Below are 13,339 nucleotides of genomic sequence, written 5' to 3'. Positions count from 1 at the left end.
GGGAGGGGCTTTTTTACTACTTAATATTTTTCGTCCAATAATTCATCAAGCGTACCACTTACTTCTTCCAACTCACTTGCTAATTCTTCATTTTCTTCTTCCATTGCTGATAGGTCATTTTCAAGATCCGTAATCCTGGATTCAAGTTCCACGATAATAGATTCGATATCATCTAATCGGTATTCAGATTCATAGTAAGATTCATCGTATGTAGAACAGGATGCTAATAGTAGTATTAAAATTAAAAGGAAAATGTTTTTCATCTTTGGCTCTTTCTGTAGCCTGCAGCTTCCGCATCCTCTTCGGTACAGAACATTTCCTCCGCATCTGTAACTCCGTAAAACTGGCCCCCAGGCACATGATAAATTTTTTCTCCATTGTATGTAGTCAAATTTCCCTTGATACGAGGGTTTTCGCAATCAGCATCGTCCTTTGTAATGCCTTCAGCTTCGTTTGAGCACGCGGTTATAAAAAGAAGAGCCAACAACAACCATACCTTCCTCATTTTCTCACCCTTTTTATCCAATCATAGCATTCAACTAACAATATTTTCCTTGCTTTTTGTCGACATTTAACGACAAAGAAAAAAGCCTGCCAAGAAGGCAGACTAAAAAGTTTAACGCGGTGATTGTAAAAGATAAAATGAGTAAAGCCCTTCTCACTTTTTGATAGGGGCTTCTTTTAACCACTTTAATAAGAATTCTCTAGTTTCCTTAGCCGGGAAATACCACTTTGTTCCTATTTTGAATTTAGGAAACTCGGTTTCATAAAAAAACTGTTCAATAATTGTATTTCTGCTCATTCTAGTTTGTCTTATTAATTCTTTAAAATCCCAAAAAACCGTTTCTTTTTCAGCTCTTTTAACAGCTTCATGTATTTTATCCTCAAGAATTTGTTTAACTTCGTGTTCATCAATTTTTATTTCTAACATAATTAACTCCAATCAAAAGGGCAAATTTTCGGCAGGCAAAGGAGCAGCTTCAAAGGACTTAATCAGATCCGTGATGTCCTCGGTATCGTTTACTGTCACTTTTATTATTTTGGCATTGTGTGAGTTCTTTTTAATTTCTCGCCACCATTGCCAAGCAATCGTAACAGGCGACTTTCCTTGTAGCGGAAAATTACCTGCCATCGAAACGTTCATACTTGCGTAATAATCTATCTTAATCGTCACGTTCATCTCGAAACCCCATTTACTTATTGAGAAATAAAGCCTCTGGATATTTTTAAATATTGTCCGGGTTTTACAGTCACCTGGTATTTACCATTAAAGTTTTCATTATCGATAATGTCGCCTTTGCCAACAGGGCCGGACATAACGGCCACATATCCTGACCCGTAACTTTCAATAACGTAGGTGCCAGGCTGTATATCCGTCCCAACTTTATACCAAGCAGAATCTTTATAGTTTTGAACATCATTTAAAGCTTCATAAATCTGTTTAGTGTTTGTTACCTCCAAAGCTTCAAACGCGGAGGGACTGATCAAGACCCCTTTTGTTTCTAAATTTCCGGCGCCATGCACGTAGACATACCCAAAGCTTTCGAAGTTCTCATTATCGATTATATTGCCTGCTGCGTCCTTTTCGACATAGTATTCACCACTACCATCAAAAGTAACAAAGGCATATTCGCCAGTTGGTATATCCCCTTTAATATAAGATCCTGTATCAAAGACTTGGTTCGTCCCTATTAACCCAGCTAATTTTTCAGTCATTTGCTCCTGTAGAGATAACTCATCAGGAGGATCTTCAACTGCAGTTTCCGAATCAGCTTCCGTTTCAACATCTGTTTCGGTATCAGCTTCACTTGGAGTGCCTTTGGATTCAATGGCACCAGCAACCTCATTTTTGGGTTCAGTCGTCTTCCCTTTGCTCGCCGTTTCAGCGCCGTCTAAATTCGATAATATACTAATCAAAACGAAGAAAAACAATGCAGCAAACGCAAAAGTGAACATCCTTTTTGCTTGGCCAGTTTTTCTGACTGAAGCAAGTGAACCGAGAATGATAAAACTAATACTTGCTATAAATAATAAAACCCCAATAAAAGCCATCCTAATAAGCCCCCCTCTATTTATTCCTATTTTCAGACTAACAAGTTCCCTAAATTTTGTAAATGAAAATTTTAGTAATGAAGTGGTATTACCGGTAATACCATATAGTAAGACAGGCTGGGAGGAGGAGTGATGTGAGTAAAAATAAATACACGAAGCCAGTCTCCTTTAATAAGACAAATGAACAGGATATCAAAATGCTCGAGTACTTGGATGGAAAGAATTTCAGCGGATATGTAAAGGAACTCATCCATGCAGATATGCAGGGTCGGGAATCGTCTCTAAAAGTCGTCCATAGGACTGAAGAGGGAGGAATAAAGATTGTGGTTGGGAGGTAATACCGCCCTCCTCAACCGCCATCTACTGTAACAGTGTAACGTGGTTGACACTGTCAATTGGTAAGACAATTTAAAAAGGGAGGCCTGCTCATGATCGAAGGGAAGGGGTTAGGCGGCAAGAAAGTGAACCGAGTAAACGTATCTTTATCCAATTCATTTAACCGAAAATTGACCCAACTGGCCACAGCTTGCAATATGCGACCGACCACCTTGGCAGGGGTGCTGGTTGAAAGATGCCTAGACTCAGCAGACGTAATCGCGGACCTGCAGAAGGAGTACTGCCTCCACTCTGCCTATAAAATCATGCCTGTTAAAAAAGGCAATGAATTGGTTTATTTACTAAACGATAATCGAAGGGAGGATTTTAGGTGAGTTGGATAAGTTTTATGAGCGGAGTGCTTGTTACTATTTTTGCATATAATTTGTTTACCTATAATATAGAAGAAGATGGAGAGGAAGTCTTTGAAAATGAAATAGAGATAAATGGTTTTTCCGGAAGACTTGTCACGCTTTCGTGTCAGACTTGCCGCAAGCTGAAAAAGCATCGTGAGTTGCAACCTAGTCTATATCAGTGCACAAGATGTAATCGATACGTTGATTTAAGAGCCTCATAATATTTTACACAAATTTTACACATCACCTACATAAACTCCCCATATATCACTGTTTCCCTACATATATTATACGTCCTCCTGGGACGCTGAAAAGTGAAGAATCGGCCATCTCGTTTAGAGGTGGCCGGTTTTTTTGTGGAGAAATGCTTCCTCACCACCCTCCAAATTGTATTTTACACAGCGCCATGCTACACTTTTTTCAACTACGAAAGAAGGAAGAACAACAATGAAGAAAAATGGCGACGAAAAAATTATATTTTTTCCCAACGTAGAGCGTAGGCTGGCTGAAAAGGGGATTGAGGCACTTCAAGGGAAGAATTACCGAGAAGCTGCAGAGCTCCTTGAGCAGGCCTATGAATTGGATCCAGCCAACAGTGATGTCATGGCCGCGCTTGTCCTCGCCTATTTTGAGGCTGGCGCCTATAGGAAGGCGAAGGAACTGTGCCGTGAAATGATTTTGATAGGCGCGGGGGATTATTTCCAGCTGACGGAAATGTACTTGACCATCCTGATCCAGCTTCATGAGTATAAGGAAATTACCGACGTACTTGAGGCGCTGTTTGAGGAAAAGGAGGTGCCTGAAGCGAAAAGGGAGCACTTCCAGACAATCCTGCAATTTTGCAAAAGAATGGCTGAAAATGAACCAGCGCAAAACTATGTCTTTGAACAAGCTGATGCCCAACCGGAAGTAGAGCAATCAATAGAAATTTTTCCGGGAGAACTTGATTTTTTCAACATAATAGATCTGAAGGAACAGGTTGTAATAGCGGGGAAGCTTGCCAGCCAGCCTGTTGGGCCTTTGCTGCCCGAAATTACCGCCTTTCTTGAAGCGGCAACAGGACATCCATTCCTGAAGACGATGCTCCTTAATGTTTTAAAAGAGCAGCAGTTAGACAATCCACTGACTGTCAAGAAATTCGGGGAGAATATGCTAGTGGTTCCCGCTGAACTTCCAGAACTTCATTTAATTCCGATAGAGGTTAAAACGGTCCGCCTTCTTGAAGAGGAACTTGCGCATAGCGAACCTGTCCTGCTCGAAAGTGTCCTGAGCCTTGTGCACAGGCATTATATGGCAGTCTATCCTTTTGATTTGGAGCCCTGCAGCCCAGCTGCTTGGGCCGCGGCCTTCCATTTTACTGCATTGGCTTATCTTGGTTCAGCACCTGAAATGGATGCCATCGCGCGAATTTATCAGGCAGAGGAGGAGGATGTCAGGAAAGCGGTGAAATGGATTGAAAAAGTGGAGGAAATTTCTTACCCGATAATTTAGCCGCCAGAGTTGAAAGAACAAAATCGTGTGTTATAATGTAGTGGTTGCAATATGTAAACGTATAATGCTTTACATAAATAGTGCTATTCCACCATTGATAAAATAGGAGAATAGATAGTTGGAGGGAACAAAAATGTCTGCTACATGGGAAAAATTAGAAGGGAACCGCGGGGTTCTTACTGTAGAAGTTGGCGAAGAAAAGGTTAAAGAAGCCCTTGATTTCGCATTCAAAAAAGTTGTTAAGAAAGTGAATGCCCCTGGCTTCCGTAAAGGAAAAATGCCACGCCCGATCTTTGAAAAAATGTACGGCGTCGAAGCATTGTACCAGGACGCAATCGATTACCTTCTTCCAGAAGCATATGGTAATGCAATCGATGAAACTGGGATCGAGCCAATCGACCGCCCTGAAATCGATGTTGAAAAATTCAAAAGAGGCTCCAACTTTGTTTTCAAAGCAACTGTTGAAGTAAAGCCCGAAGTGAAGCTTGGCGAATACAAAGGCCTTGAAGTTGAAGAGTTCGATACAACTGTTACTGATGAAGATGTCAACAAAGAAATTGACACTCTTCGCGAACGCCATGCAGAGCTTGTTGTAAAAGAAGAAGGAACAGCTGAAAACGGCGATACTGTCGTCCTCGATTTCAAAGGCTTTGTTGACGGCGAAGCGTTTGAAGGCGGCGAGTCAGAAAACTACTCTCTTGAGCTTGGTTCAGGTTCATTCATTCCTGGCTTCGAAGAGCAGCTTGTAGGTGTTGCTGCTGGCGAATCAAAGGATGTAGAAGTTTCCTTCCCTGAAGAGTACCATGCAGCCGAACTTGCCGGTAAGCCTGCTACTTTCAAGGTGACTGTCCATGAAATCAAAGGAAAAGAACTTCCTGAGCTAGATGATGAGTTCGCTAAGGACGTAGATGATGAAGTCGAAACTCTTGATGAGCTGAAGAATAAAATCAAATCACGCCTTGAGCATGATAAAAATCACCAAAAAGAGCATCACGTACGTGATTCCGTAATCGAGAAAGCTGCAGCAAATACAGAAGTTGAACTTCCAGCTGTCATGGTTCAAAGCGAGACAGACCGGATGATGCAGGAATTCGAACAACGCCTTCAAATGCAGGGCATGAATCTTGACCTTTATTTCCAATTCTCAGGCCAAGATGAAGAAGCTCTTCGCGAGCAAATGAAAGGCGACGCTGAAAAGCGTGTACGCGTCAATCTTGCACTTGAAGCAATTGCGAAGGCAGAAAATATTGAAGTGACTGAAGAGGATATCAATGCCGAGCTCGAGAAAATGGCGGAAATGTACAATATGACTCCAGAGAACATTGTAAATGCTCTTGGAGGAACGGAAGTGCTGAAATCTGACATCGAGAAGAATAAAGCGGTAGACTTCCTTGTTGAAAACAGCAAAACTGTTGCGAAATAAGGACAAAAGCCAAACAAGGCACGATTTATCGTGCCTTGTTTTATACATTTAAACGGATACATATTATAATGTTAATAAATACATAATAGAAATTTCGGGGGAATCGATAAAAACAGGCTTATTTACAGGTGAAATTGGATAAGCTTTAGAGAGTAGATCGTTCCTCCACATAAAAAGTGCCGGCACAGCCAAAGGAAAAATGGGTTCGAAAGCAATGGTTTTGAAAGAGTTTTTATTTCCAGTAAGCATACAAAATGTGGTACAATGCAATACATAGCGCTTCAAATTTTAAAGTTATGAACCGATTATTTCCTAAATAACCTGCCTGAAAGCAGTGTTCAAATAAGTCTAATCCGTTCTTTAAGGGGTGAAAGGTTTGTTCAAATTTAATGATGAAAAAGGGCAATTAAAGTGCTCCTTCTGTGGAAAAACACAGGATCAGGTAAGGAAACTGGTTGCCGGGCCTGGTGTATATATATGTGACGAGTGTATCGAATTATGTACTGAAATCGTTGAGGAAGAACTCGGTTCCGAGGAAGAAGTTGAGTTCAAGGATGTCCCGAAACCAAGGGAAATCTGTGAAATCCTTGATGAGTATGTAATTGGCCAGGATAAAGCGAAGAGATCGCTTTCTGTCGCAGTTTACAACCATTATAAAAGGATCAATTCCAATAGCAAAATCGACGATGTGGAACTTTCAAAAAGTAATATCTGCATGATCGGGCCTACAGGAAGCGGAAAGACACTCCTTGCCCAAACTCTTGCACGTATTTTGAATGTCCCATTCGCCATTGCGGATGCCACTTCTCTTACTGAAGCAGGCTATGTTGGTGAAGACGTTGAAAACATCCTCCTGAAATTGATTCAGGCTGCCGATTATGATGTTGAAAAGGCAGAAAAAGGGATCATTTATATTGATGAAATTGATAAAATCGCCCGCAAATCAGAAAACCCTTCAATTACAAGGGATGTTTCCGGTGAAGGTGTCCAGCAGGCACTATTGAAAATTCTTGAAGGTACTGTTGCAAGCGTTCCTCCACAGGGCGGACGCAAACATCCTCATCAGGAATTCATCCAGATTGATACAACAAACATCCTGTTCATCTGCGGCGGTGCTTTTGACGGAATCGAACCGATCATCAAGCGCCGGCTCGGCCAGAAAGTCATTGGCTTCGGTTCCGATGTGAAGCAAGAAGAAGTAAGCAAGAAGGAACTTCTTTCAAAAGTCCTTCCTGAAGACTTACTTAAATTCGGGCTCATCCCTGAGTTCATTGGCCGTCTGCCGGTCATTGCAAGCCTTGAGCAGCTTGATGAAAACGCATTGATCGAAATTCTGACAAAGCCGAAAAATGCTTTGGTCAAGCAATATCAGAAAATGCTCCAGCTTGATAATGTCGAGCTTGAATTTGAGGAAGGCGCCCTGAATGAAATCGCGAAGAAAGCAATCGAGCGCAAGACAGGCGCGCGTGGCCTCCGTTCCATTATCGAAGGCATCATGCTCGATGTCATGTTCGACCTTCCATCCCGTGATGACATTACAAAGTGCATTATTACGAAAGAAACGGTCGCTGAAAATAGCATCCCGAAATTGATACTTGAAGACGGGACTGTCATTGAAGAAGAGCGCAATTCAGCCTGATAACTTAACTCCAACTGCCTGGCATCCGCCAGGCAGTTTTTTATTTTGGCTATGTTATACTTGATTGTTGATTTCCACTCCGGGACATACTTTACGCGGGGCGGTTTTTTATGTATTGGCAAAGTTGAGTTCTGACAGTTTTTAATAAAAGTGTGTTTCTTATTGCTGCCCTGTTAAAGCATCTCCACTCCATTTCGGGATTCTTTGCTTTTTTTGTTTAGTGATTCCCTTCAACGGAAATACTATCTTATATCAGTATTACGTATCTTCGGGAGGGAAAAGGATGAGTTGGACCGGGATTGCTCTATTTATACAACTCTTCTTTGGTATCATTATCGGGTTGTATTTTTGGAACTTATTAAGGAATCAACGGACTCAAAAAGTTTCGATCGATAAGGAATCAAGGAAGGAAATGGAACAGCTCAGAAAAATGAGATCGGTTTCGCTTTCTGAACCGCTTGCCGAGAAGGTAAGGCCGGCTAGCTTTGATGATATTGTCGGACAAAAGGACGGAATTAAGGCGTTAAGGGCAGCTCTTTGCGGTCCAAACCCCCAGCATGTGATTATTTACGGGCCTCCTGGCGTCGGTAAGACTGCGGCAGCGAGACTTGTGCTTGAAGAAGCTAAGAAAAATGACAAATCTCCTTTTAAACAGTCTTCCGTTTTCGTTGAACTGGATGCGACGACTGCCCGCTTTGATGAAAGAGGAATTGCGGACCCCCTTATCGGCTCAGTCCATGACCCAATTTACCAGGGGGCAGGAGCGATGGGGCAAGCCGGCATCCCGCAGCCGAAACAAGGTGCCGTAACGAATGCCCATGGTGGGGTATTGTTCATTGATGAAATTGGCGAGCTCCATTCCATTCAAATGAACAAATTGCTCAAAGTCCTCGAGGATAGGAAAGTCTATTTGGAAAGTGCTTATTATAATGAAGAGAATAGTTCCATTCCTACCCATATTCACGATATTTTTAAAAATGGGCTGCCGGCGGATTTCCGGCTGATTGGAGCGACGACAAGGACGCCTAATGAAATACCGCCTGCCATTCGATCACGCTGCATGGAAGTGTTTTTCAGGGAACTGTCACAGGAAGAAATCAGTGCGGTTGCAAAAAATGCCAGCCAGAAGGTCGGTATGACGATGCCAGAGTCCGCCCTGCAAATTCTTTCAAACTATGCAAGAAATGGGCGAGAGGCTGTCAATATGGTCCAAACTGCCGCAGGACTTGCCATCACCGAAGATCGATTAACGATTCAAGATTCTGACATCGAGTGGGTCATCCACTCCAGCCAGGCCACCCCAAGAATGGAACGGAAAATCAATGACCTGCCATGTATCGGGCTAGTGAATGGATTGGCGGTATATGGGCCGAATTCAGGGGCGCTTTTGGAAATAGAAGTTACCGTGATCCCCACTAAGGAAAAGGGGACAATCAATATTACTGGAATCGTCGAAGAAGAAAGCATAGGCGGCCAGGGGAAATCCATCCGTCGGAAGAGTATGGCGCGCGGCTCGATTGAGAATGTCATTACTGTTTTGCGCGCGATGGGGGTTCCTGCTGATGAGTACGATATCCACGTCAATTTCCCGGGAGGAATCCCGATTGACGGCCCTTCTGCCGGTATCGCAATGGCAACAGGAATATACTCGGCAATCTATCAGGTTCCTGTCGACAACAAAGTCGCGATGACAGGTGAAATCTCAATCCACGGAAATGTAAAGCCGATTGGCGGCGTTTTCGCAAAAGTAACAGCCGCTAAAATGGCGGGGGCAGAAAAAGTGATTGTTCCAGCTGAGAATATGCAGTCAATTTTAAAAGAAATAAGTGGAATTCAAATTATTCCTGTCAGCCATTTTAGCGAAGTGATCGATGTTGCGCTGAAGGAAGAGTCAGTAAAAGGGTTCGGTCCGCTTAAAGGGATGGCCAATATCATGCCTGATTCGGTCAATGGAAAAGTGATTACAGCAGCCAATCAGCATTCCGAGAAAGAATCGATTTAAGGAAAGCGGGATCAATCCAAGCGGCGATGGCTAACATTATTAAAGAAACTTCGGTTGCCAGGATGGGCCGGAGTTTCTTTTTTAGGCAGGTGTAAAAGCATCTTTGGCTGCTCGAAAGGCGCGGATAATCAGCAACATGACGGACTTTTAAAAGATTGAAATAGTTTCGATATATTAGACACACTTTCTTAAATAAGATAGAATTGTACAAAGACAAATCCTTTAAAAGGGATAATTGAAAGTATTTTGGAGGTGCAAGGGTTATGCCGGAAACGAGTGATAAAATCGTCCCCCTCCTGCCACTTCGGGGTTTGCTGGTCTATCCGACAATGGTGCTCCATTTGGATGTGGGCAGGGATAAATCAGTCCAGGCACTCGAAAAAGCAATGGTCGATGACCACCTGATTTTTTTAACAACCCAAAAAGATGTCTCAATAGATGAGCCTGATGAGGAAGATTTGTACAGCATCGGCACACTGACGAAGGTCAAGCAGATGCTGAAGCTTCCAAACGGCACGATTCGCGTTCTTGTTGAAGGTCTCAAAAGAGCCCGCATCCAATCGTTTCAAGACATGGATGATTATTTTTCAGTCACTGTCGAGCTGTTCGAAGACAAGGAAACGAAAGATGTCGAAGACCAGGCTTTAATGAGGACGATGCTGGAGTATTTCGAGCAATACATAAAGATGTCGAAAAAAATTTCCGCTGAAACATATTCTTCAGTAGCTGATATCGAGGAGCCTGGCAGGATGGCGGATATCATTTCCTCCCATCTGCCGCTGAAATTGAAGGACAAGCAGGAAATCCTCGAAACAATTGATGTAAAGGACAGGATGTCAAAGGTCATTGACATCATCCATAATGAAAAGGAAGTCCTGAATCTTGAAAAGAAAATTGGCCAGCGTGTCAAACGTTCCATGGAGAGGACCCAAAAGGAATATTACCTGCGTGAGCAAATGAAGGCCATCCAAAAGGAACTAGGGGAAAAAGAAGGCAAAACAGGTGAAATTACCGAACTGACAGAGAAAATCGAGCTGTCGGGTATGCCGGAACATGTAAAAGAAACGGCCATGCGTGAGCTGGACCGCTATGAAAAGGTACCGGCAAGTTCTGCCGAAAGCGCCGTAATCCGTAACTACATTGACTGGCTTGTTTCCATTCCGTGGGTTAAGAGGACGGATGATGACCTTGATATTGAACGCGCGGAGAAAATTCTAAACGAAGATCATTACGGCCTTGAAAAAGTTAAGGAACGCGTTCTTGAATATCTCGCTGTCCAAAAACTGACCAACTCCCTGAAAGGGCCAATCCTTTGCCTTGCAGGGCCTCCGGGAGTCGGTAAAACAAGCCTGGCCAGATCGATTGCCAGGTCCCTGAACCGAAATTTCATCCGCGTTTCCCTTGGTGGCGTCCGTGATGAATCGGAAATCCGCGGCCACCGAAGGACGTATGTCGGAGCGATGCCAGGCCGGATCATCCAGGGCATGAAAAAGGCGGGAACCATCAACCCGGTTTTCCTTCTCGATGAAATTGATAAAATGTCGAGTGACTTCCGAGGCGACCCTTCAGCAGCCATGCTTGAAGTCCTTGATCCTGAACAGAACCATAATTTCAGCGACCATTATATAGAGGAAGCCTATGACCTTTCAAAAGTCATGTTCATCGCAACAGCCAATAATCTGGCAACCATTCCGGGGCCTTTGCGTGACCGGATGGAGATCATTACAATTGCCGGTTATACGGAAATTGAGAAGGTCCATATTACAAAAGACCACCTGCTTCCTAAACAGATAAAGGAGAACGGCCTTTCAAAAGGAACGCTTCAGGTGCGTGAAGACGCCATCTTGAAAACAGTCCGTTATTACACCCGTGAAGCGGGAGTCCGGAGCCTTGAGAGGCAAATGGCCACTATCTGCAGGAAAACAGCAAAAATCATCGTGGCCGGTGATAAGAAAAAGGTTGTGGTGACCGAGCGGAATCTTGAAGAATTCCTTGGGAAGCCGAAGTTCCGCTATGGCCAGGCTGAGCTTGAAGATCAGGTAGGAGTGGCAACCGGGCTTGCTTACACAACAGTCGGCGGTGATACGCTGCAAATTGAAGTGTCCATCTCCCCGGGGAAAGGTAAGCTTGTGCTGACCGGAAAGCTTGGCGATGTCATGAAGGAATCAGCTCAGGCTGCGTTCAGCTATATTCGCTCTAAAGCGGAAGAGCTTGGGATTGAACGGGATTTCCATGAAAAGTACGATATTCATATCCACGTACCGGAAGGAGCCGTTCCAAAGGATGGGCCATCCGCTGGAATTACGATTGCGACTGCGCTTGTATCGGCACTGTCCGGCAAGCCGATCCGCCGTGAGGTCGGGATGACAGGCGAAATTACGCTGCGCGGGCGTGTTCTGCCTATTGGCGGGTTAAAGGAAAAAACACTGAGTGCGCACCGGGCGGGGCTCACAAAAGTGATTTTGCCAAAAGATAATGAAAAAGATATAGATGATATACCAGAAAGTGTCCGCAATGAACTGCAATTCGTCCTTGTTTCCCATGTCGATGAAGTTCTTAAGCACGCACTGTCGGATGGAGGAGCTTCATGAAGGTAACAAGTGCAGAAATAGTTATTAGCGCAGTAAAGCCGGAACAATATCCCGAAGGCGGGCTTCCGGAGTTTGCCCTTGCCGGGCGGTCAAATGTCGGCAAGTCTTCTTTCATAAACAAAATGCTGAACCGAAGGAGCCTTGCGCGGACATCGTCAAAGCCTGGCAAAACGCAGACATTGAATTTTTACCTTGTGAATGAAATGCTGCATTTCGTCGATGTGCCTGGATATGGTTATGCGAAGGTTTCAAAATCAGAACGTGAGGCATGGGGCCGGATGATCGAGACGTATTTTACGACACGTGAGTCACTGAAAGCGGCCGTGCTCATTACGGATTTACGCCATCCGCCGACTGCTGACGACCGCATGATGTACGGGTTTCTGAAGCATTATGAAATCCCTTCAATCATTATTGCGACAAAAGCCGATAAGATTCCTAGGGGCAAATGGCAGAAGCACCTGAAAATAACGAAAGAAACATTGGATTTGGATCCTCTAGACCATATTGTGGTTTTTTCTTCAGAAACTGGCGAAGGAAAAGATAAGGTTTGGGCGCTGTTCCAGGAATATATGGATAGGTAAACGAGCATATATATAGAAAAGCCTGGCAATAAGTTGAAGCTTCAACGAATGCCAGGCTTTTTAATGCTGCTTATTGTGTGGCCGGGAGCCTAGTTATCTTCTTTTTGCAAAAACAAGCCATGCCCCGATGGCAAGCAGGATGGCCGGCCAGAATTTCCATATGAGCGCCATGCTGTCCCCGGCCTGTCCGAAAAGCGCTCGTACTTTATCCGTGAAAATAAGCATGATAGCGACGGCGAGGAAAAGAAGGCCATGGAAAAGCCCGGTTCCTGTTTTTTGATAGCGGAGCAGAAATCCGAGAGCGATAAAGCCCATGAATGTTCCGGTATCAGGCGGCCAGGATTGCACTTTTTCGGCAATATGGAAATGCGTACCCAGGCCTGTCAGGATGGTGCCGGGAAGGATGGAGTCGTGATCCCTAGTTAAATATCCCTGGCACAGGAACGCGATGCCGACGATCAGGAGTAGGGTCGGCCATGTATAATATTTTTTGAGGAGCTCGATGCCGGATTGCTCCAGAAAAAAATAAGCCCCGAATCCAATCAGGACAATTCCGGGAAATAGCTGTCTGTTTTTCATGGTTACCTCCGCTTCCAGTAAGGTTCTCTTGAACAATTGCTGGTTATTTGATAAGGTACATAAGGACGAGTATTTAAAATGATTCTAAAATGAAAAGCGCGAAATTAGCGCCGAAGCCGCATTTATTGATAGCCAGCTCCTGTGGCCAGCTTCTGCGCTTTTATTCTACCATAGAGTTTCGGTTTCTGTTCACATTTTTTGGGCAAACCCGCAATTGGCCCGTGATATAATCTGAGTAGTTAGTGAC

The 13,339-nt window shown here is 44.0% G+C and carries 15 protein-coding genes; 9 read left to right on the top strand and 6 right to left on the bottom strand.

The features are described 5' to 3' along the window. Positions 1–20: 20 nt before the first annotated feature. The 5 genes from BN1002_RS14095 to BN1002_RS14075 form a co-directional block, all read right to left on the bottom strand. Positions 21–263: a hypothetical protein gene (locus BN1002_RS14095; RefSeq protein ID WP_048825838.1), complete on the bottom strand. Its 243-nt coding sequence runs from the start codon at positions 261–263 to the stop codon at positions 21–23. Continuing rightward, entirely contained in the window at positions 260–505 is a 246-nt protein-coding gene (locus tag BN1002_RS24415) for a sunset domain-containing protein (protein WP_148362781.1), read from the bottom strand. Before BN1002_RS24415 ends, BN1002_RS14095 begins: the two co-directional genes overlap by 4 nt. Before the next feature lie 153 nt (positions 506–658). Beyond that, positions 659–931: a group-specific protein gene (locus tag BN1002_RS14085; RefSeq protein ID WP_048825834.1), complete on the bottom strand. Its 273-nt coding sequence runs from the start codon at positions 929–931 to the stop codon at positions 659–661. A 12-nt stretch (positions 932–943) separates the two neighbouring features. After that, entirely contained in the window at positions 944–1,180 is a 237-nt protein-coding gene (locus BN1002_RS14080; protein WP_048825833.1) for a hypothetical protein, read from the bottom strand. A 17-nt stretch (positions 1,181–1,197) separates the two neighbouring features. Beyond that, on the bottom strand, positions 1,198–2,052 hold the full coding sequence (locus BN1002_RS14075) for an Rv1352/Rv1906c domain-containing protein (RefSeq protein WP_048825831.1): 855 nt from the start codon (positions 2,050–2,052) through the stop codon (positions 1,198–1,200). A 134-nt stretch (positions 2,053–2,186) separates the two neighbouring features. Here BN1002_RS14075 and BN1002_RS14070 point away from each other — a divergent pair, with 134 nt between their 5' ends. The 9 genes from BN1002_RS14070 (at position 2,187) to yihA (ending at position 12,513) form a co-directional block, all read left to right on the top strand. After that, entirely contained in the window at positions 2,187–2,390 is a 204-nt protein-coding gene (locus BN1002_RS14070) for a hypothetical protein (protein WP_048825828.1), read from the top strand. A 90-nt stretch (positions 2,391–2,480) separates the two neighbouring features. Further along, complete coding sequence (locus BN1002_RS14065) at positions 2,481–2,762, top strand: hypothetical protein (RefSeq protein WP_048825826.1); 282 nt, start codon at positions 2,481–2,483, stop codon at positions 2,760–2,762. Continuing rightward, positions 2,759–3,004 (top strand): hypothetical protein, encoded by a 246-nt coding sequence (locus tag BN1002_RS14060; protein ID WP_048825824.1) that lies wholly within the window; start codon positions 2,759–2,761, stop codon positions 3,002–3,004. Before BN1002_RS14065 ends, BN1002_RS14060 begins: the two co-directional genes overlap by 4 nt. A 226-nt stretch (positions 3,005–3,230) precedes the next feature. Further along, positions 3,231–4,274, top strand: a complete 1,044-nt coding sequence (locus BN1002_RS14055) for a tetratricopeptide repeat protein (RefSeq protein WP_048825822.1) — start codon at positions 3,231–3,233, stop codon at positions 4,272–4,274. 133 nt (positions 4,275–4,407) lie between these two features. Next, a complete protein-coding gene (gene tig / locus BN1002_RS14050; protein ID WP_048827961.1) occupies positions 4,408–5,697 on the top strand; it encodes a trigger factor in 1,290 nt (429 codons plus the stop codon). A 376-nt stretch (positions 5,698–6,073) separates the two neighbouring features. Continuing rightward, a complete protein-coding gene (clpX, locus tag BN1002_RS14045; protein WP_048825820.1) occupies positions 6,074–7,336 on the top strand; it encodes an ATP-dependent protease ATP-binding subunit ClpX in 1,263 nt (420 codons plus the stop codon). A 283-nt stretch (positions 7,337–7,619) separates the two neighbouring features. Then, positions 7,620–9,338 carry an ATP-dependent protease LonB gene (gene lonB, locus BN1002_RS14040; protein WP_048825818.1) on the top strand — a complete coding sequence of 573 codons (1,719 nt, stop codon included), beginning with the start codon at positions 7,620–7,622 and terminating at the stop codon, positions 9,336–9,338. Positions 9,339–9,601: 263 nt separating this feature from the next. Continuing rightward, positions 9,602–11,929 carry an endopeptidase La gene (gene lon / locus BN1002_RS14035; protein ID WP_048825816.1) on the top strand — a complete coding sequence of 776 codons (2,328 nt, stop codon included), beginning with the start codon at positions 9,602–9,604 and terminating at the stop codon, positions 11,927–11,929. After that, positions 11,926–12,513 carry a ribosome biogenesis GTP-binding protein YihA/YsxC gene (gene yihA, locus BN1002_RS14030; protein ID WP_048825813.1) on the top strand — a complete coding sequence of 196 codons (588 nt, stop codon included), beginning with the start codon at positions 11,926–11,928 and terminating at the stop codon, positions 12,511–12,513. Before lon ends, yihA begins: the two co-directional genes overlap by 4 nt. A 93-nt stretch (positions 12,514–12,606) precedes the next feature. On the opposite strand, the gene BN1002_RS14025 is transcribed toward yihA, so the two are convergent. Continuing rightward, on the bottom strand, positions 12,607–13,092 hold the full coding sequence (locus tag BN1002_RS14025; RefSeq protein ID WP_048825811.1) for a LiaI-LiaF-like domain-containing protein: 486 nt from the start codon (positions 13,090–13,092) through the stop codon (positions 12,607–12,609). Positions 13,093–13,339 lie beyond the last annotated feature (247 nt).

The sequence above is a fragment of the Bacillus sp. B-jedd genome (assembly GCF_000821085.1).
Classification (GTDB): domain Bacteria; phylum Bacillota; class Bacilli; order Bacillales; family Cytobacillaceae; genus Bacillus_D.
The sequence above is the reverse complement of the archived record's forward strand: the minus strand, read 5'-3'. Positions and strand labels throughout refer to the sequence as shown.